This is a genomic window from Deinococcus frigens DSM 12807, from assembly GCF_000701425.1.
Lineage (GTDB): Bacteria > Deinococcota > Deinococci > Deinococcales > Deinococcaceae > Deinococcus > Deinococcus frigens.
Window position 1 is genome coordinate 1 of the sequence record NZ_JNIW01000066.1, and the last position, 16661, is coordinate 16661.

Annotated in this window: 17 protein-coding genes and 1 pseudogene; 7 read left to right on the plus strand and 11 right to left on the minus strand. The window is 63.0% G+C overall.

All coding sequences use genetic code 11. From position 1 onward, the window contains the following. The coding region (locus tag Q322_RS0116900) for an integrase core domain-containing protein (RefSeq protein ID WP_029479058.1) at positions 1 to 348 on the plus strand (348 nt) is incomplete at its 5' end. Positions 349 to 1092: 744 nt separating this feature from the next. Here the strand turns inward: Q322_RS0116900 and Q322_RS0116910 are convergent. Further along, positions 1093 to 2433 (minus strand): peptidoglycan DD-metalloendopeptidase family protein, encoded by a 1341-nt coding sequence (locus Q322_RS0116910; protein WP_029479060.1) that lies wholly within the window; start codon positions 2431 to 2433, stop codon positions 1093 to 1095. Between the two features lie 392 nt (positions 2434 to 2825). Between Q322_RS0116910 and Q322_RS0116915 the strand changes: the two genes are divergently transcribed. From Q322_RS0116915 to Q322_RS0116930, 4 genes and pseudogenes are all read left to right on the plus strand, one after another. After that, entirely contained in the window at positions 2826 to 4736 is a 1911-nt protein-coding gene (locus tag Q322_RS0116915) for a BTAD domain-containing putative transcriptional regulator (protein ID WP_029479061.1), read from the plus strand. 172 nt (positions 4737 to 4908) lie between these two features. Next, a pseudogene (locus Q322_RS21915) lies at positions 4909 to 5199 on the plus strand (c-type cytochrome); the annotation flags it as partial. A 22-nt stretch (positions 5200 to 5221) separates the two neighbouring features. Next, entirely contained in the window at positions 5222 to 6823 is a 1602-nt protein-coding gene (locus tag Q322_RS0116925) for a pyrroloquinoline quinone-dependent dehydrogenase (protein ID WP_084148054.1), read from the plus strand. A gap of 45 nt (positions 6824 to 6868) precedes the next feature. Next, complete coding sequence (locus Q322_RS0116930) at positions 6869 to 7543, plus strand: hypothetical protein (protein WP_029479064.1); 675 nt, start codon at positions 6869 to 6871, stop codon at positions 7541 to 7543. Between the two features lie 60 nt (positions 7544 to 7603). Here Q322_RS0116930 and Q322_RS0116935 read toward each other — a convergent pair whose 3' ends face one another. The 8 genes from Q322_RS0116935 to Q322_RS0116970 are packed head-to-tail and all read right to left on the minus strand — an operon-like array spanning position 7604 to position 13121. Then, positions 7604 to 8329 (minus strand): histidine phosphatase family protein, encoded by a 726-nt coding sequence (locus tag Q322_RS0116935; RefSeq protein WP_029479065.1) that lies wholly within the window; start codon positions 8327 to 8329, stop codon positions 7604 to 7606. Continuing rightward, complete coding sequence (locus Q322_RS0116940) at positions 8322 to 9422, minus strand: phosphotransferase family protein (protein ID WP_156953121.1); 1101 nt, start codon at positions 9420 to 9422, stop codon at positions 8322 to 8324. The genes Q322_RS0116935 and Q322_RS0116940 overlap by 8 nt, the downstream gene beginning before the upstream one ends. Before the next feature lie 20 nt (positions 9423 to 9442). After that, on the minus strand, positions 9443 to 10252 hold the full coding sequence (locus Q322_RS0116945) for an SDR family NAD(P)-dependent oxidoreductase (RefSeq protein WP_029479067.1): 810 nt from the start codon (positions 10250 to 10252) through the stop codon (positions 9443 to 9445). A gap of 7 nt (positions 10253 to 10259) precedes the next feature. Beyond that, positions 10260 to 10679, minus strand: coding sequence for a type II toxin-antitoxin system VapC family toxin (locus tag Q322_RS0116950; RefSeq protein ID WP_029479068.1), 420 nt, complete (start codon positions 10677 to 10679; stop codon positions 10260 to 10262). Then, positions 10676 to 11023: an AbrB/MazE/SpoVT family DNA-binding domain-containing protein gene (locus tag Q322_RS21920; protein WP_051668706.1), complete on the minus strand. Its 348-nt coding sequence runs from the start codon at positions 11021 to 11023 to the stop codon at positions 10676 to 10678. The genes Q322_RS0116950 and Q322_RS21920 overlap by 4 nt, the downstream gene beginning before the upstream one ends. Before the next feature lie 33 nt (positions 11024 to 11056). After that, positions 11057 to 12319: an acyl-CoA dehydrogenase family protein gene (locus Q322_RS0116960; protein ID WP_029479070.1), complete on the minus strand. Its 1263-nt coding sequence runs from the start codon at positions 12317 to 12319 to the stop codon at positions 11057 to 11059. After that, complete coding sequence (locus tag Q322_RS0116965; protein ID WP_245593303.1) at positions 12316 to 12675, minus strand: hypothetical protein; 360 nt, start codon at positions 12673 to 12675, stop codon at positions 12316 to 12318. The genes Q322_RS0116960 and Q322_RS0116965 overlap by 4 nt, the downstream gene beginning before the upstream one ends. Beyond that, complete coding sequence (locus tag Q322_RS0116970) at positions 12672 to 13121, minus strand: MaoC family dehydratase (RefSeq protein ID WP_029479072.1); 450 nt, start codon at positions 13119 to 13121, stop codon at positions 12672 to 12674. Before Q322_RS0116970 ends, Q322_RS0116965 begins: the two co-directional genes overlap by 4 nt. 86 nt (positions 13122 to 13207) lie before the next feature. Here Q322_RS0116970 and Q322_RS0116975 point away from each other — a divergent pair, with 86 nt between their 5' ends. Then, positions 13208 to 13474, plus strand: coding sequence for a hypothetical protein (locus tag Q322_RS0116975; protein WP_029479073.1), 267 nt, complete (start codon positions 13208 to 13210; stop codon positions 13472 to 13474). Here Q322_RS0116975 and Q322_RS0116980 read toward each other — a convergent pair. Both Q322_RS0116980 and Q322_RS0116985 read right to left on the minus strand, forming a co-directional pair. After that, entirely contained in the window at positions 13471 to 13869 is a 399-nt protein-coding gene (locus Q322_RS0116980) for a PaaI family thioesterase (protein ID WP_029479074.1), read from the minus strand. The two genes, Q322_RS0116975 and Q322_RS0116980, sit on opposite strands and share 4 nt — an antisense overlap. Positions 13870 to 13907: 38 nt before the next feature. Continuing rightward, on the minus strand, positions 13908 to 14684 hold the full coding sequence (locus Q322_RS0116985) for an SDR family oxidoreductase (protein WP_029479075.1): 777 nt from the start codon (positions 14682 to 14684) through the stop codon (positions 13908 to 13910). Between the two features lie 406 nt (positions 14685 to 15090). On the opposite strand from Q322_RS0116985, the gene Q322_RS0116990 reads away from it, so the two are divergent. Beyond that, on the plus strand, positions 15091 to 16131 hold the full coding sequence (locus Q322_RS0116990; protein WP_029479076.1) for an SIS domain-containing protein: 1041 nt from the start codon (positions 15091 to 15093) through the stop codon (positions 16129 to 16131). The last annotated feature ends 530 nt before the right edge of the window (positions 16132 to 16661 follow it).

The following is a 16661-nucleotide window of genomic DNA, read 5'->3' on the forward strand; positions in this document are numbered from 1 at the left end:
GCGGCTCTGGACAACGCGCTCGCGGCGCGTTGTCCAGCAGCGGGGCTGGTGCACCACTCGGACCAGGGGGTCCAATATGCGAGTCGGGTGTATGTGGACCGCTTGCGGTCCATGGGCATGACCCCGAGCATGTCCAGGAAGGGAAATCCCTATGACAACGCCCGAATGGAGAGCTTCTACAAAACCCTGAAGACTGAGGAGGTCAATCTGCAGGACTATCTCGATCTGGACGATGCCCGGCAGCATCTGGACCGGTTTATCGGGGAACTGTACAACCGAGAACGCCTGCATTCGAGTCTGGGTTACATCCCACCCACCGAGTTCGCCGCCCGCTATCATTCCGCTTAGAAGTGCTTGCCCACTGGTCCTGAGTTATGGGTTCACTCCATGACCTTCCTGATGGCCAGGCTATGACTTGACCGGTTTGGTAGCGTTTAGGGGACGAACGCTGCTCTCAAGCGGGGAGGACGAGGGTAGCCATCCCTGAACCTCAACCTCAGTTCGTAAGCTGAATCAGCACGCCCGGCCGAGTTCCACTTGAGGAGCAAAGCACACTTGGTGCCTCGAATCCCCTGGAAGCGACAAACTGGGATTGAGCCGCGTTCGCCGTTCTGTTCTGCAAGCAGGGCGTCACCTGCGCTACTGTCACTTGGTATCCAGCAGCGGCGCTAGCGAGCCGGGCAGCGATGGTAGCCGCATTCCTCGCCGCGCCACCGAGATACCGAACGCTGTAGATTCGGTCGTTCCCCGGTTGTCCCGAAAGGTCGTAGCGCGTCACCTCGATCTGTTGGCCGCTCGCAAGGCCGTATCGGTAGATCTGCACCGGGTTACCGCTACCTTCCAGCTTCGTGCGGCGCACGCCCTGGTAGACGCAGCCGAGTTGCCGACAGACAGGAGCGTTATAGAACGAGGCCGAGGTGCCGACGAGGGCCGAGGCGGTTGGTGCGCCCCCCAGACTAAGGGCCGAGCTGACAAGGGCCAGAACCAGTGGAAGCGCAGGGTGGAATCGATGAAGCACAGGAGCCTCCTGAAATGCACCTGTGGGAACCATCCCCACAGGTGCGGAGAAGTGTGGTGGTTGGGAGCAGGACGTCAGCAGGGGTAGTAGCGGTAGAACGTCGCCGTGTTGGCGTTCTCAAACCCTGTGATCGGGCACGATCCGCTGCCATTCGGTGTTGACGTCGGCCCCATCCCCAGCATGGGCTTCAAGGAGGTCGCAGGTTTAATCGGAGAGTCGCTGAGGGTCCGGTACGCGAAGTGCAGGTGACAAACGTTGCCGGAGCCGGAGCCCGTCTTATTCAGGGTGGCGATCACCGTGCCTGGAGTTACCACTTGGTTGAGAGACACCTTGTTGAGGTCGGTGATGTGGGCATACAGAGTTTTTGCCTGGAGGTTGCTTCCCAAGCCGTCGGCAATGTCATGGTTCAGGACAATGTAGTATCCATACCCTGTGTCGGTCCATTTGGCAGTCGTGATCCGCCCACGGTTGGCTGCAACGATGTTGTACCCGCAGTCACCTACCCCGTCACCATTGCCATCCCGGCCCCAATCCAAGGCATAGATGTCGTTGCCCGTATGAGTCAAGTAATTGTACGCGCGGTAGATGAAGAAGGCGTTGATCTCCATCGGCACGCGCAGGTTGTACGCCTGCGCCTGCGGTTGCAACTCCGTCCCCTTGGAGGAGGCGACAGGCGTGGCCACAGTGGATAATGTGCCGTTGGCCGCGTACTTGGGCATCAGCCCCTGCCCGTCGTCGAGGGCCACCTTTCGCAGAATGCTCTGCTTGGCGAGTCCCTGGGTGGCGAGCGTCCGCGTGACGGGCAGCTCGTAGATGTAATTCTCTTCGTGCAGCGCTTGGCCCTCGGCAGCGTAGTGCGGGTCGTCGCGCCGGATGCTGGGCTCAGCCTTCGACTCGAAGCTGCTGGCCTTGAAGGCGATGTTGCGGCCATCTGGGGAGACCACGAGGCTGTAACCGTTGAAAAGGAAGACCCCGAAGTCACGGTCAGTGCCGAGCACCTGCTGCGTGTTGCTGTCCAACGCGATACGCACAAGGTAATCGTTCTGGCCCCGCTGGGCGTCCGGCACCGAGATCACGGCGTAGGCAAAGTCGTTTTTCGGTGCCAGTATAGCGCTCTGCACGAGGTAGTTCCGGCCGAACTGTGCACTGTCTTCGAGCAACCTGGTCTGACCGCTCCGCTTGTCGCGTAGCCACAGCCGACCATCCTGAATGCGGGCGCCGTCCCGCTGCCGTGTGCCCGCAAAGAGCAGGTACTTGTCGGTCTCCGCGTAGGTGCGTTGCACCTGGCCGGAGTCCACTGCAGGGGAAGCCACGGTTTCAGTCTGGGGAGATTGTTGTGTGATCTCGGAGTTGCCGCAGGCGGCGAAGATGGCGGAGAGGGTGATGACGGCAGAGAGAGCGAAAATTCGGCGCATCGGTTAACTCCTTGCAAACGAGAGGCTCTTTACTTCATCTACCGCTGACGGGCGGCAGAAATGGACCGAGATCAGTTCCCACAGGAGGACGTGCATGGGGAAGGGGGGCTGGCGGGCTTCAAACCGGGGCCATGTCCAGTACTGGGATCAGCTCCGGCAGACCCAGCCGCAAAGAGCGTGCAGCACAACAGCAAAAGGAGGGTTTTCTTCAGGGTTTTCATTACTTGTCCTCGTGAGGACGAGATTACGGACCCCCCGGTTTGGTCCCGTTTAGGGAATGGTTTAAAGCGTCTAGAACGGCGAAAACGGCACAGGTAAATCGAATTCTCAGAAAGACAGTCAGCTGGTCGTTTCTGCACCCCCTCCTTCTGTTCCTGACATATCCTGGGGCTATGGCTCAGGCCCTCCTCAAAGCCGTCCTGTCCGGTGAGTACCAGCAGGGCGTTCAGCTCTTCGAGGCCCTCAAGCGCCCGGCCGCGCAGGACTTTCGCTGGGGTGGGGTCTGTCACCTTCATCTGGGCGATATGCTGAAGGCCCGCCGTCTACTCCTGATGGCAGTGACAAAGGGAGATCAGGCAGCGCGTGTGGAGCTGGCAACCTGCCTGCGGTTCGAGGGGGAGTTCGCTGCCGCACGCGCGCAGCTCAGCGCACTGGATGTGGATCAGATGACTGCCAGGGATGCGGCCCTTGCCCTGCGGGAAGCAGCCATTCTGGAGCAGCAATGCGGTGAAATCACCCGCGCCGCCGCCCTGCTTGACGAAGCCTGGAGTCACGCGGTCAGTGCCGCCCTGCTCGTGCAGTCGGCGGTGGCCCAGTCCATTGCGTTAGTGGCCGCCCACCAGGGGAATGATGTGAAGGCCGAGGCGTACCTCCGGTTCACGGAGGAACACGCCAATGCCATGCGCCGCGTCTATGTCCTATTGGCCCGTGCTGCCAGTGCCACCTACCTCGGGAAGTTCAAGGATGCCCAGCAGGCCCTCTCTGCTGCTGAGAAGCACGTGACAAGTTGCCCGCTGGCTGCCGCGCTGCTGCCCTACCGCTGGGGGATGTGGTTCTCTGCCCAGGGCCAGTGGCACCGGGCACGCGAGGGGTTCGAGCGGGCGGTTCATCTGGCCCGTGAGCAGCAACAACCCGAAACTGAGTTCTACGCGCAACTTGGATTGACCGCAGTCGCCACGGCTACAGGGGACGAGACGGCTGAGCGCGGCAGCTTGGCACGCGCGAAGGCGCTCATAAAAACGCCCCGAGCTCAGGCTTATCTGGACTGGCGTCAGGGAGCGGCGCTGATCCGCCAGGGCGATCCCCACGGCTTTAAGCAATTGAACGCGGCCCTGGACTATTTCCGGGCCAGTGGGTGTACCCGTGAGGTGGTCTGGGTACTGTTGCATCTGACGGAGGCCCATGCCCTTCTCGGCTCACCCAAGGCGGCGCGCGAGGCCATACGCGAGGCGGCAGATGCCCACGTCATGCTGGGGGGCCAACAGCACCTGAGCCTTGAGCTGAATGGGCTGGCGCGGACTCGCCAGCTCCTCGACACGCTGGCCGCACACGACTACGAGCGGGTGCTGTGCGCTCCTCCCACCCCAGCTCTCCCGGTGGCTCAGGTCAGCCTGGTGACTCTGGGCAGTCCGGCGATCCTTATCAACGGGCAGCGCGTCCGGCTCCAGATGAAGAAGTTCGTCGAGGTCCTCGCTTTCCTCCTCAAGAAGGGGGAAACGACGTTGGGAACGTTACAGATGGAAGTTTCCGGTGGTGTCCCTCCAGGGCGCTCAAAGAACTACATCCATCAGGTGCGCCATGAACTCAAGCGGCTAGTGCCCGGACTGTCGGTGCCTTACGACCCCACGACCCAGACATACCGGGTGCGTTGCGAGGGGGTACACCTGACGTGGGACTGGCAGCAGGCGCAAGATGCCTTGCTGAGTTCAGAGCGGGATGTCATGCTGACGGCTAACCTCAATGTTAGAAATTTCCTACAGGACTCGGACAGTGAATGGGTGGGGACGGAGCGTGAGCGCATGAGCCGCTGGATCGTTCGGATCGGTCTGGAAACGATGGATGCCTGGTACAGCGCAGGCGACTACGCCAAGTGCGTCAAGTTGGCCGAACGGCTCATCGAGATCGACCCGCTTGACGAGGGGTTGCACGACTTCCTGATTCGCGCGACGGCACAGGTCAGCGGTGTCGGCGCGGCGCGAACCATCTGTTGGGAAAGCCGAACCCTCTTCGCCAGGGAGGTCGGACACGTTCCACATCTGTTGGATGTTCTGGCCCAGCGGCTCCAGCACCAGCAGCCAAACTGACGCGCTGAAGACAGTTCCTCTGGTATCCCACTCCAGGGTGTCGTTCTTGCCCTCCTGCCTACCCCGAGTAGTCCCCCTACTGCGGAACTCCGTGCTGGACGAGTAAAAACGCTCATATGCCGGTTCGTCGTTCCATTACTACTGCGAGGCCTTTACCAAAGCCCAGGCCGACAGTGGGGCCAAGGTTTACAAGGCCCAGTGTGCTGCCTGCCACGGCGCGAAGCTGAACAACGGCGGCGCACCCAAGATGGCTGGCCCGGACTTCCTTAAAAAATGGTCCCAGAACACACTCGACGATTTCTTTTTTATCGAGTCGCACACCATGCCCCAGACCAATCCCGGCGGCCTCAAGGAAAGCGAATACCTGAACGCGCTGGCCTACATCCTGCAGCACAACGGCTTCAAGGCGGGCAAGGACGCGCTGGCGGTCAAGAACCTCAAGTCGTACACCTTTAAGAAGTGAAGGGAACACGGGGAGGCAAGGTATGAAGAAGGGAACTTGGCAGATGGGTCTGGGACTGTGCGCCGCTCTTTCTGTTGCGCTGACACTGGGATCGGCGCTGGCGGTGACTGGCCCCTCGCAGGAGGAACTGAACAACGCGGACAACGCGACGGACTCGTGGCTGATGTACAACAAGGGCTACAAGGCACAGCGGTATTCCTCGCTGGATCAGATCAATTCGGGCAACGTGGCCCAGCTCAAGGCGGTCTGTACTTACGAGACCGGTGACGACGTCGGTTTCCAGGTCACCCCGCAGATGTACAAGGGTGTCCTGTTCTTCACGCAGGCCAACCGTACCTTCGCCGTCGATGCCCGCACCTGCAAGGCGCTGTGGGTCAACAAGTACATGATGGACAGTTCCTCGGTGCTGACCACCAACCGGGGCATTGCCATCGCCGACGGCGTGATCTACCGGGGCACGCCCAACGCCCACCTGATCGCGCTGGACGCCGGGACCGGCAAACTGCTGTGGGACACTAAGGGCGATGACTCCACCGTGGGCTACTTCCTAAGTTCCGCGCCGATCTACTCGGGCGGCAAGGTCTTTATCGGGGACGCTGGGGCCGACTGGGGCATCAAGGCCAAGATGTACGCCTTCGACGCCAAGACCGGCAACAAGGCGTGGCAGTTCGACATGATCCCCACCGGCAGTAAGGTCGGGGCGGACACCTGGAAGAAAGTCGATTCCACTGTCACGGGCGGCGGCAGCATGTGGACCAGTTACACGCTGGACACTGGCACCAACCAGCTCTATATCTCGGTGGGCAACCCCGCGCCGGACTTCGCCGCGCAGTACCGCCCCGGCCACAACCTCTTTACCAACACTGTAACCGTGCTGGACGCCGATACCGGCAAGTACAGCCACCACTACCAGCAGATTCCCAACGACGACAAGGACTACGACACCTCTGCCGCGCCGGTGTTGTATGACCTGGACGGGCAAAAGCGCATGGCGGTGGTAACCAAGGCTGGCTGGCTGTTCGGCTATAACGAGGACGACAAATCGCAGGTGTTCAAGCAGGCCATGATCAAGGTGGACAACCAGCAAAAACCAACCACCCGCGAGGGCCTGCCCGTCTGCCCCAATTACAGCGCCGGGTCACAGTGGTCCGGTCCCTCGTACAACCCGGCCATGAAAGTGCTGTTCACCAACGCGGTGGACTGGTGCGGCGTGGTCAAGCTGGGCGAGGTCAGGTTGATCAAGGGGCAACTGTTCTTCGGCGGGGCCATGCAGCTCGATCCGGCCAGCAAGGCCATCGGCAGCACGATGGCGTATGACGCGGCAACGGGCAAGCCGATGTGGCGCTACGATCTGCCCGGCATCCGCATCGTGGGCGGCGTCACGTCCACCGCCGGAAATCTGGTGCTGTCCGGGGCCATGAACGGCACGTTCTACGCGCTGGACGCCACGACTGGCAAGGTGCTGTTCAAGGACAATATCGATAAGGCTCCTATCGGCGGCGGGGTGTCCACCTACGACATTTCCGGCAAGCAGTACCTGGCCGTCGCCGCTGGCAACACCTCCAAGGGCACGGCGGGGGTCAAGAATCCCGGTGCCCGCATCGTCATTTACAGCCTGCCCTGAAACGAGGTTGGCCAAGCGAAGTCACGAGTGATGAGAATATCTATTTTGGCCCTCCTGACGCTGGCTGGCCCGGTGGAGGCGATCATTCCCAATCTCAATACTGCCAACAGCATTCAGGCCAAGCTCGACGGCGAGGCCATGAACACCAGAGAAAGTGGCTACGTCCTGGGCACCTACCTGCTCAAGGCCTACAACCAGGACGTGATCCTGCGGCCCAACTCCCCCGAGATCGACGGTGTGGTGCTGGGAACGCCCTACGAGCGGCTGCGTTATGAGGCGTACCTGTCCCATCTGGAGGGTAAGCCCATCACCGGTGCGCGGGTGGGCACCATGGCGCGCACCCTGGCCGACAAGCTCACCTTCCGGGTGTACTCCCACAGTCCCTTCGCATTGGACGATGAGGAGGAGCAGTGGCAACTGGCCTACAAGACCGACAAGATCAAGGCCGACCCGGACAAGCAAAGGAGTGATCTGGACTTCTTCAAGTCCGCCACCCTGACCATCGCCGGAAAGACCTACACCGCCAAGCCCGTGGTGGACGGTCCCTACCGCGATAACTTCACGTTACCCAGCGGCGAGGCGACCAGCAGGAATCTGGGCGTGGTCTTCTACACCTTTGACGTCAAGAACCTGCCACCCAGGGGGGCCTTCGCCTTTAATTTTGAAGACAGCAGGGGCAAGGCGTACAGCATCAAGTCGGACCTGAACAGCTACCGCTAAATGGTCTGGGCCGGAGGGTGGTGCCGCGAAAGGGCCACCCCCGCGCTTTGCCTTCGCCCTTTAGCGCCAGCTTCTGAGGTCCGGCGGCAGATGCGCCACCTCATTGAACGTGTCCAGGCTGAGGCGTCCACCCCCAAAGGTCAAGCGGGTCAGGCTGCCGTTGCGGACGCGCCAGTTCAGCTCCAGGGCCGCCGCGTCGGGGGCGTCCAGTGCCAGCGCCACCATCAGGCCAATCACGCCGCCGCTGGTAAAGGCCAGCACCGACGAGCCGGACGACAGGCGCAGCAGATCGGTCAGGGCGGCGTGAACCCGTGAACGGAAGGCGGCCCAGCCCTCCACTGCCGGGTGCGTGACTGTCCCCTCCTGCCACGCCCCCGCCAGTTCTTCAAGCATGAGTTGAAAAGCACGGTTGCGGTCCGGCACGTCCCGGCGCTCCTGGAACCGCTGAGCGGCGGCGGCAAACCCCTCATCCTGCGCGGCCAGCAGCGGCGCGAGGGTGCGGATCAGGCCGTCGCCGTCATACTCGGCCAGACGGGCATCCTGCACAGCTTCGGGCCAGGGCGGCAGTGAGTCGGGGTCGGCAAAGTGGGCGGCCCCGGCGGCAATCTCCGCCGTGCGCCGCTGACGCACCAGTGGGCCATGCAAAACGTGGGTGGGAGCAACTTCCTCGGCGGCCAGCGCCAGTCCAACCGCACGGGCCTGCTGCTCGCCCAGCGCCGAGAGGCGGTCGGTGTCCTGTTCAAAGGGTGTGGCCTGCCCGTGGCGAATCAGGATCAGCTCACTCATCGGCGGGGACCACCTCTCCCCCGTCCCCCGTCACGTCCGCCGCAATTCTGCGCCACGCCTCGCGGATCAGCCACTCAGCCTGCCCGGCCAGTGGGGCAAATCGCGGGTCACTGGTTTGCCCTGCGCGGTAGCGGGCAAAAATCTGGATGACGATCACCGCTAGCTTGAAATGGCCCAGCACCTCGTACCAGCGAACCGAGTCGCTCGTCACGTGACGAGCAGATTGCCGGGCATAGCGGGCGATGAACTCCTGGCGGCTCAGGAAGCCGGGAAAGTTGGCCCCGATCTCGTTCACGTCACGGCCCGGCTGTTCGGGCATGGTCCAGTACGTCAGCGACAGGCCCAGGTCCACCAGCGGATCGCCCACCGTGGTCATTTCCCAGTCCAGCAGGGCCACCACGCGCGACGGATCGGCGGGGTCCAGCATCAGATTGTCCAGTTTGAAATCGTTGTGGAGCAGGGTGTGGGCCGATTCCTCCGGGGTCTGGTCTTCCAGCCACGCGATCACCAGCCCGTCGCGCAGCTCGGCGGGTGGGGGCAAATCGCCGGAATCTTTGAGCAGTTCCCGCGCCCGCCGCCAGCGTCCGGCCCAGCCGCCGACCTGCCGGGCATTGAAGCCCTCCGGCTTACCGATAGTGCGCAGGCCCGCCGCGTCAATATCCACGGCGTGCAGTTCGGCCAGCGTGTCGACCACCGCCCCAGACATCTGACGGGGAGCGTCCGGCATTCCGGCGTATTCGGGCGGCATCCGCGTCCGCACCACCAGGCCGCGCCGCCGTTCCATCAGGTAAAAGGGCGAACCCAGCACCTCCACATCCTCGACCAGAAAAAGTGGTTCAGGAGCGACCGACAGTACCGGATGAATCTTTTCCAGCAGTTGAAACTCGCGGGCCATGTCGTGCGCGCCTCTCGCCACCGGGCCGAGTGGAGCGCGGCGCAGCACATACTCGGCCTTCCCGAGCTTCAGCAGATAGGTCAGGTTGGAAAAGCCGCCGGGAAACTGCGTGACTTCCAGCGCGTCCAGGTCACCCGCGACCTTGCCGCGCAGCACGCCGCGCAACGTGTCCAGCGGCAGTTCCTCGCCGGGCCGCATGTCTGTGGTTTCCGAGCGGGTCAAGGATGGCCCTCGGTGCGCGGGGCCTCGCCCTCTCTGGCGGCCCCGCCGTCCAGCAGCGCCATCGCCTTTTTGCGGAGGTGGCGCATCTTGCTGAGCCACTCGCCATAATCGCGCGCCTTGGTCTGAAACCCCTTGAGCGTGGTGTCGTGGGTGGTGATTAAAAAGCCGTCGGCGCGCAACACTTTCAGGGTTTCTTCCACCAGCACGTCGGTGGTCACGGCGGTCTGCTGCAAGATCGGCGCGTTCTGGATCATCGGCGTCCAGACGCCCTCGGGGCACAGGCAGGCCACCTTGATGCCCCGGTCCCCGTAGGTAATCGCCAGCCACTCGGCAAAAGCCAGCGCCGCGTGCTTGGTCACAGCGTAGGGTGCCGAGTGCAGTTCGGTCAGGATGCCCGCCGCCGACGCGGTGTTGAGCAAGTAGCCCTCGCCGCGCTCCAGCATGTGCGGCAGCAGGTGGCGGGCGGCCCAGACATGACTCATCACATTGACGCGGTGGATCAGGTCCCACACCTTGTCGGGCGTTTCCGGCCCCTCGCCCACGGCAATTCCGGCGTTGGAGCAGAACAGGTCAATCTGGCCTTCCTGTGCCAGCACGTTGTCGATCAGTGCCTGGATGTCTTTTTCCTGGCCCACGTCGGCAGTCACGAAGCGCGCGCCGATCTCCTGCGCCTTCTGCGCGCCCATTTCAGCGTTGCGGTCCGAGGCGATCACGGTGGCCCCCTCCTGCACGAAGCGGGTGGCAAGGGCGAGTCCAATACCGGAGGCGGAGCCGGTGACGACGGTGGTTTTGTTTTTTAGGTCCATATGAGGGCTACTCCTTTCTGAGCGTCAGAATTTCCAGATCATTGAACGGGGCGTAATCGCCCGGATTGAGAGTGAAGAGGGGCAGGCCACTGATTTCGGCGTGTGCGCCGATCAGATAGTCGGTCAGGATGCGTCGGGGGATTCCTCCACCTGAGCGACGGCGACGCGCGGCGTAATCGCGGTGCAGCTCGCCCACCTTGCGCCATATCGCCCGGCCCAGCGTCCAATCCACGCCGATCCCTGCCTCAGTCAGCCACTCCTCGGCCTGCGGATCACGCGGCATCAGCTCAGCCACCACTGGGCCGCACACCACCATCTGAGGCACGCTGTCCAGAAAGCGGGCCACAGCCTCAGCTTTGGCTTCCTGAAATCGGAGCGCAAGGATCGCGTTCGTGTCCAGGCAGATGACGGTTGGCGTGCGGGTCATTCGGGTTTCAGAAAGTCTTCGATATACGTCACTTTCTGCTTGTCCGTTCCCATGCTGTGCAAGATTTCGCGGTCTCCGGGGTCATACCGTAGATCGGCCACATATTCCTCGGCGGTCATGCCGTCCGGCGGCGTCAGGGTGCCGATGGCCTCGAAAAAGCTGCGGCGGCGTGGGCGCTGGGGACGCAGCAGCACCTCGCCGTCGCGCAGGATGAAGTCCAGTTTCTTGCCCGCCTCCAGACCCAGTTGGTCACGCACCGCCTTGGGAACGGTCACCTGCCCCTTGCTGGTCATGGTGGCGGAGATTTTCTGCTCGTCCGTGGGTCTGGCCTCTTTAATAGTCATTCCTTACCCACCTCCTTACCACCGCAGATTACACTACTTGGATGCTGAGAACACGTTTTCTCGCCCGCGAGCCGCCTCGCCCTGACGGCGCAGCTCCTCCTTCGCCACGGTGCCTATATGGACGATGTCGGGGCCGTCGGCCAGACGCAGGGTGCGGGCCTGGGCGTACATCATCGCCAGCGGGGTGTCCTGGCTGACGCCCGCTCCGCCGAACACCTGAATAGCCCGGTCAATCACGGCCAGCGCCATATTTGGGGCCACCACCTTGATGGCCGCGATCTGTCCGCGCGCCTCCTTGTTGCCCACGGTATCCATCATGTGCGCGGCGTTCATGGTCAGCAGGCGGGCCTGATCGATTTCCATGCGGCTCTGGGCGATCAGCTCCCGCACATGCTGGTGCGCCGAGAGCGGTTTGCCGAAAGCCACGCGGCTCGATGCGCGCGCCACCATCAGTTCCAGCGCCCGCTCAGCCTGCCCGATCAGGCGCATGCAGTGATGGATGCGGCCCGGCCCCAGGCGGCCCTGCGCGATCTCGAAGCCCCGGCCCTCGCCCAGCAGCAACGCCGAGGCAGGCACGCGCACGTCCTTAAAGGTCATCTGCGCGTGACCGTGCGGCGCGTCGTCGTAGCCGAACACGGTCAGCATGCGCTCCCTGGTCACGCCGGGGGCGTCCATCGGCACCAGGATCATGCTCTGCTGGAGGTGGCGTTCGGCATTCGGATCGGTCTTGCCCATGAAGATGCTGACCGCGCAGCGGGGATCGCCCGCACCCGAGGTCCACCACTTCTCGCCGTTGATCACATAGTCTTCGCCATCGCGCGTGATGCTGGACTCGATGTTGGTGGCGTCGCTGCTGGCCACGTCCGGCTCGGTCATGGAAAAGGCGCTGCGAATCTCGCCGTTCAGCAGCGGGATCAGCCAGCGTTCCTGCTGCTCCGGGGTGCCGTAGCGGGCCAGCACTTCCATATTGCCGGTATCGGGCGCGGCGCAGTTGAAGACCTCCGGTGCCCACCACACCCGGCCCATGACCTCGCACAGCGGGGCGTATTCCAGGTTGCTCAGGCCGGGGCCAAAGGTGCCGTCCGGGTCGCTGGCGGGGGGCAGGAACAGGTTCCACAGTCCGGCCTCACGTGCTTTTGGCTTCAGCTCGTCGATCAGCGGCAGGTGCTCCCAGCGGTTGCCCTCATTGACCTGGCGGGCGGCCTCGGCGTCGTTGGGGGAGATGTGTTCGTCCATGAAGGCCAGCAGGCGCTGGCGCAGGTCACGGGAGCGGTCGGTCACGTCGAATACGGTCATTGGGGTTCCTCCTGAATATTAATGGGGCGAAAGCTGGCTTGGTTGCCTTCTATACCGATCATGGCCTGACGATGAACACCGCCACCCTCACGGCGAATGAGCAGATTCAGGGCCAGAATGCAGTCCAGGACTGTCTCAGCCTGTTCCATCAGTTCGGGCGAGTCGTCTTCGGCCAATCGGTCTGTCGCGGCGGCATCTTCGTCAAATAAAGCGCGGTACGGTTCGAAAGCGGGCGTCGGCTCAAAATCGCAGTGAATGGCGAACATTTCTACCTCACGCAGAGGCATCCGGCCCAGCAGCTCCCCGTCTTTCTCCAGCAGATAGACGGTGGTTCCAGGGGTCAGCGGGTGGGTCACAGATAAACTCTGAATACGCTCTCCGCCGTTGCCGCTGGTCGGTCCTCTCCCTCAATTTCAATGGTGTTCAGCACCGTGATCTGCATGTACCCCGCGCCCTGATCGGCGGATTGCAACGCGGCGCGGTTGCGCAGGCGGCTGTTCACCTTGACCGGGGTGACGAAGCGGACACGGTTGAGGCCGTAGTTGACGGTCATTTGCGCGCCCTCGATCTGGATAGACCCGCCGTGGTTCATGAACTCTCCGGCCAGCAGCGAGAGGGTCAGGAAGCCGTGCGCGATGGGGGTGCCGAACGGTCCGGCGGCGGCTTTTTCCGGGTCCACATGAATGAACTGGTAGTCCCCGGTAGCGTCGGCAAAGGCGTCAATGCGGGCCTGATCCACCAGAATCCACTCTGAAAGGGCGACTTCCTGCCCGATCTGGGTTTGAAGCTCCGATGTTTTCATTTTTTATCCTCCGTTGCGCGGGCTGGGTAGAGTGCCGTGTAAGTTCACTGGACCGTTATGCCCGCCCCCGTTGCGGCCTGAGCTTCGTGTCGGGCGACAATTCCTCTGCCTGGCAGGCCGCCATGCTGTCGGTCTGGTGCGCGTTGTGCCACACGGTTCATGACTTCTCGTTCTCCCCTTTTATCGAATTATCGAACGATTTACCGAAACTGGGCGACATTTCCCCGGATCAGCGCCGCGCGGTGAAGTGTCTGAAGCCGGACCACTGGCCTTACCTGAAGTGGTCTGCGCGGGAGGGTTGCCCGAACTGCGGCGCGGCGCTGGAGAGCGAACTGCTGCTGGACTTCGATTAGCCCTCCTTGCCTACGGGCGCGATGGTGGCAAGGGCGGCGGCGACATGGGTATCCTGGCCACCCGCAGAGGCGTAGACATCGGCCCGCACGATTACCTGCCGTTTCCCGGCTTTCAGGACCTGGCCCCGCGCCCACAGTAATTCGCCGCGCGCCGCCGTCAGAAAGTTGAGTTTGTACTCGGCAGTCACCACGTCTCCTGTCACGCTGGCCGCTGCCCACGCACTGACGGTATCGGCCAGGTAGCCCAGCACCGCGCCGTGGGCCTGGCCGTGGTGCTGGGTCAGTTCGGGGCGCAGATCGAGTTCAATTTCCACGCAGCCTGTCTCGAAATGGCGCAGACGGGTTCCCATTGAGCGGGTGTAGGCGCTGCCCTCGATGCCGCGCTGAACAAGCATTCTGGCTCCGGGGCTGTCCAGACCATGTTCCGCCGCCATCATACGACGGTGGCCCCGCCGTCCACCGCGATGTTCTGCCCGGTCATAAAGGCGCTGGCATCCGAACACAAAAGAAGTGTCAGCCCTTTCAAATCTTCCGCGCCGCCCAGCCGGTGCATGGGGGTGGATTCCAGGATGGCCTGCTCGCCGTAGGCCAGCGTGCCCTCGGTCATTTTGGTAGGAAAGTAGCCGGGGCAGATGCTGTTTACGGTCACACCTTTATCGGCCATCTCGGCGGCCAGCGCGCGGGTAAAGTTAACCAGCCCACCCTTGGAGGTGTTGTAGGCCAGCGTGGCGGCCATGCGCGGATCGTTGCCCTGCAACCCCGCGACGCTGGCGACATTCACGATGCGCCCGCCGCCGCCTGGCAGCATGCAGCGGTTCAGCACGCTCTGGGTGATCAGGAAAGTGCCGTTGAGGTTGACGTTCATGACCTTGAGCCAGGCGTCCAGCGGATGCTCGGCGGTGGGCGCACCCCAGGTGGCCCCGGCATTGTTGACCAGAATGTCGATGCTGCCGACTTCGGCGACGATTCTTTCCACGGTGGGGTCAATGCTCTCGAAATTTCCCAGATCGTTGGCATAGACGTGCGCCTTGATGCCCAGCCCTTCCAGATGGGCTTTGGCCTCGTCCAGTTCATGCTGCTTGCGGGCGGTTAGGACCACCGTGGCCCCGTATTCCCCCAGCGCCTCGGCGATTTGCAGACCCAGGCCGCGCGAGCCTCCGGTGATAAGGGCGGTCTTGCCACTCAGGTCGAACAAAGTTTTCAGGGCCACGGTTGACCTCCAGGGTCGGGGGATCAGGACGGGTTGGATTGGACGGGCGGACGACTCCCAGCATAGGCCAGAGTTTACGTGTACGTCAATTGTGAACGTGCAGGGACACTGGCGGCGGCGACAGGCGTAATTGGTGCGGACAACGGAGCAATCACAGCTTGCCGCTGCAAATATGTTCGGGAGATCAGCGTGACGCCGCTGGGCGGGCAGCTCGGCAGACTGAACTACCTGTCAGGGACGGCGGGGCGACGGGCGCGGCACCAAAGCGCACCCACATTCTTATGATGGGCGAGGCCCTGCTGATTTGAGCGCCGGACAGCGGCCATCCCGGCTGGCCCGATATCTCTCTCAGTCAGGATTTTATCTGCCGCCACAGCAGGGATCAAAATTGACTACAGTACCTCCCATGACTTCCCCCGCCGGTCCCGGTCCCCTGATGCTTCAGGAGGCCCGTCAGACGCCCGCCGTGATCGCCCGGCAGCTCTCGGAAAACGCGGAGGCGGCCAGTGCGCTGGCGCAGGTGCTGCGTCAGCGCCGCCCGCCTTACGCCGTCACCATCGCGCGCGGCAGCAGCGATCACGCCTGCACGGTCCTCAAGTACGCGCTGGAGACCGAACTGTCGCTGCCGGTGGCGTCGCTGGGGCCCAGCGTCCACACGCTGTACGGCGCGCGGCTGGACCTGCGCGGCGCGCTGGTGATCGCCGTGTCGCAGAGCGGGGCCAGCCCGGACGTGGTGGAGAATGTCCGCATGGCGCGCCAGAGCGGCGCGCTGACGGTGGCGCTGGTCAATGTGGAGGGCAGTGATCTGGCAGGGGCCGCCGAGTTCGTGCTGCCGCTGCGCTGCGGCGAGGAGCGGGCGGTGGCGGCCACCAAGAGTTACCTGGCCAGCCTGACCGCCTTGCTGCCGGTGATCGCGGAGCTGGGCACGGACCGCAGGCTGGTGGAGGCGCTGAATAGCTTGCCGGACGCCTTGCAGCGCACGCTGGACTTGGAGGACGCCGCCAACGCCCTGGCCGCGCGCTACAGCTTCGCGCAGAACCTGCTGATCCTGGCGCGCGGCCTGCATTACGGTGTGGCGCAGGAGGCGGCCCTGAAGCTCAAGGAAACCAGTGGCATCCACGCCGAGGCATACAGCGCTGCCGAATTCAGCCACGGCCCCAAACGGCTGCTGGCCGAGGGGCTGCCCCTGCTGGGTTTCGCCTCTGACGACGCGGCGTGGCCCGCCACCGAGGCGGCGTATCAGGACCTGCGCGCCAGTGGAGCCGATCTGCGGACGCTGGGACCGGCGGCAGGCAGCACCTTACAGACGCCGGGCACCGGCCACGGCCTGACCGACACGGTGCCCAGCGCCCTGGCCTTTTACCTGTTCGCCGCGCATCTGGCGCTGGGCCGGGGCCTGGATCCCGACAAGCCGCCGCTGCTGAGCAAGGTGACGAAAACCCGCTGAGGGCTGCGCGGCGAACAGCAGATAAGGAATGCGGCGGCCCTGGCGCGTGCGGGTGCGGTCCGGCAGGTAACCAATCGCCGGATTGTCCACCGCGTTTTAGAGCATTTGTCAAAAGAGTTCTCCACTTTTGACCGAACGGAGTAAGTGAATTTAGCCGAGTATTTGGCACTGGTACAGCTCCGTACGAGAGAATAGAAGCATCGGGAGTCTCTTTTCCCGCTACTGTCATTCGGACAGATGCTCTCTATCAATGGTTCGGACACTTTTAGCCGGATTCAGGCTGCCTTAACCCCCAAATCCAGCGGCCTAGACGGGTGTTTTTCTAATTCAGTAAATCGCGACTGAAGACCCAGATTGCCTGACGGCCTGACAGAAATTATGAGAAAGCGTCCCCGGTAGGCGACACTTTCTGTTTGTGACAACCGAAAATGCTACCGGGGACGCACCCCGACTCTACCAAGCCGTCTTCTCCCATATCCAGAGTGGATTGTGGAACGACATCCGCAACGCTCACACGCTGGCCTGGATGG

Coding starts and splice junctions, on each gene's coding strand:
- Q322_RS0116990 (WP_029479076.1), top strand. CDS start 15,091: ATGACTTCCCCCGCCGGTCCCGGTCCCCTGATGCTTCAGGAGGCCCGT.
- Q322_RS0116910 (WP_029479060.1), bottom strand. CDS start 2,433: ATGCGCCGAATTTTCGCTCTCTCTGCCGTCATCACCCTCTCCGCCATC.
- Q322_RS0116960 (WP_029479070.1), bottom strand. CDS start 12,319: ATGACCGTATTCGACGTGACCGACCGCTCCCGTGACCTGCGCCAGCGC.
- Q322_RS0116915 (WP_029479061.1), top strand. CDS start 2,826: ATGGCTCAGGCCCTCCTCAAAGCCGTCCTGTCCGGTGAGTACCAGCAG.
- Q322_RS0116950 (WP_029479068.1), bottom strand. CDS start 10,679: ATGACCCGCACGCCAACCGTCATCTGCCTGGACACGAACGCGATCCTT.
- Q322_RS0116945 (WP_029479067.1), bottom strand. CDS start 10,252: ATGGACCTAAAAAACAAAACCACCGTCGTCACCGGCTCCGCCTCCGGT.
- Q322_RS0116980 (WP_029479074.1), bottom strand. CDS start 13,869: ATGCTTGTTCAGCGCGGCATCGAGGGCAGCGCCTACACCCGCTCAATG.
- Q322_RS0116970 (WP_029479072.1), bottom strand. CDS start 13,121: ATGAAAACATCGGAGCTTCAAACCCAGATCGGGCAGGAAGTCGCCCTT.
- Q322_RS21920 (WP_051668706.1), bottom strand. CDS start 11,023: ATGACTATTAAAGAGGCCAGACCCACGGACGAGCAGAAAATCTCCGCC.
- Q322_RS0116935 (WP_029479065.1), bottom strand. CDS start 8,329: ATGAGTGAGCTGATCCTGATTCGCCACGGGCAGGCCACACCCTTTGAA.
- Q322_RS0116925 (WP_084148054.1), top strand. CDS start 5,222: ATGAAGAAGGGAACTTGGCAGATGGGTCTGGGACTGTGCGCCGCTCTT.
- Q322_RS0116940 (WP_156953121.1), bottom strand. CDS start 9,422: ATGCGGCCCGGCGAGGAACTGCCGCTGGACACGTTGCGCGGCGTGCTG.